Source organism: Streptomyces sp. Isolate_45, assembly GCF_024721315.2.
Taxonomy (GTDB): domain Bacteria; phylum Actinomycetota; class Actinomycetes; order Streptomycetales; family Streptomycetaceae; genus Streptomyces.
Window position 1 is genome coordinate 1 of record NZ_JANFAK020000379.1, and the last position, 958, is coordinate 958.

At 71.5% G+C, this 958-nt stretch carries 2 protein-coding genes; both read left to right on the plus strand.

Annotation, left to right across the window (positions count from 1 at the left end; translation table 11 throughout):
- Positions 1 to 187: 187 nt before the first annotated feature.
- Complete coding sequence (locus NOD94_RS41180; protein ID WP_281211362.1) at positions 188 to 526, plus strand: hypothetical protein; 339 nt, start codon at positions 188 to 190, stop codon at positions 524 to 526.
- Positions 527 to 684: 158 nt separating this feature from the next.
- On the plus strand, positions 685 to 849 hold the full coding sequence (locus NOD94_RS41185) for a hypothetical protein (RefSeq protein WP_281211363.1): 165 nt from the start codon (positions 685 to 687) through the stop codon (positions 847 to 849).
- The last annotated feature ends 109 nt before the right edge of the window (positions 850 to 958 follow it).

Below are 958 nucleotides of genomic sequence, written 5' to 3' on the forward strand. Positions count from 1 at the left end.
GGTTGGTCCGAATCTGGGGGGTAACCCCCAAAACCCGCCGTTTTTGGGGCAAAGGACATCCCGCCCACCCCCCGACCCCACCGACAGACCGGACCCACCCCCACCACAGCCCCCCGCCCCCGACCCCACCCCCCACCCCCCCGAAAAGCAGGTGCGGGTGGGCTTGGGCGGCGCCTAGCTTGAGGCGGTGAGCAGCGACTATCCATTCGCCGACGGCTACAACCTTGCCTGGGATCTGACCGGCTTCGGTGGCGCGGACGAGGAGCTGGTCGAGTCCGTTTGCCTCTCGCGGGAACAGTTCCTGGCGATCAGGCACCTCTTCGTGCTGGGTGACGATCACTGGATGGTGGCGGGCGAGTACCGCGTGGCGCCCGGGATATGGGCGCATGTGCGGGCCGTCGTGCCGGGGGTCCGGTTCGAGCGTGACACCGACTACTTCCTCGGCGCCCGTCAGGCCTTGCCTGACGGGCGTTTTTGGCGTCCGGCCGCCGGTGCGGCCTCGCCGGGTCCGGTGCCGCCTCCTTGAGGCGACCGGCACAACCACATCTTCCGGCACGGGAATTGATGTCGGTGGAGCGCCGCCGGAAACCGCCTTCCGCTACCCCTCGTGTTTAAGGTGTCGCGTTCTGGTAACACTTGGTAGTGATCTGCAATCAGTACCCGGCGAAAGAGAAGGAGATGACCATGGTTACCGCGCTCATCCTCCTCGCGGTCGTTGCTCTCATCGCGCTCCTGGCTGCGGCACCTGCCGCGCCCGTCAAGCGCGACCAGTTCCCCCGGGCCGCCGGTGCGCGCCGGCTGCGTACCGTGCCGGCGCCGCGTCGCGGGTACCGCCGCAGCGGCAGCTGACGTCCGGCGGGCGCGCCCACACTTCGGACGGCGGGGGGGGGGGGGGGGGGGGGGGGGGGGGGGGGGGGGGGGGGGGGGGGCGGGGGGGGGGGGGGGGGGGGGGGGGGGG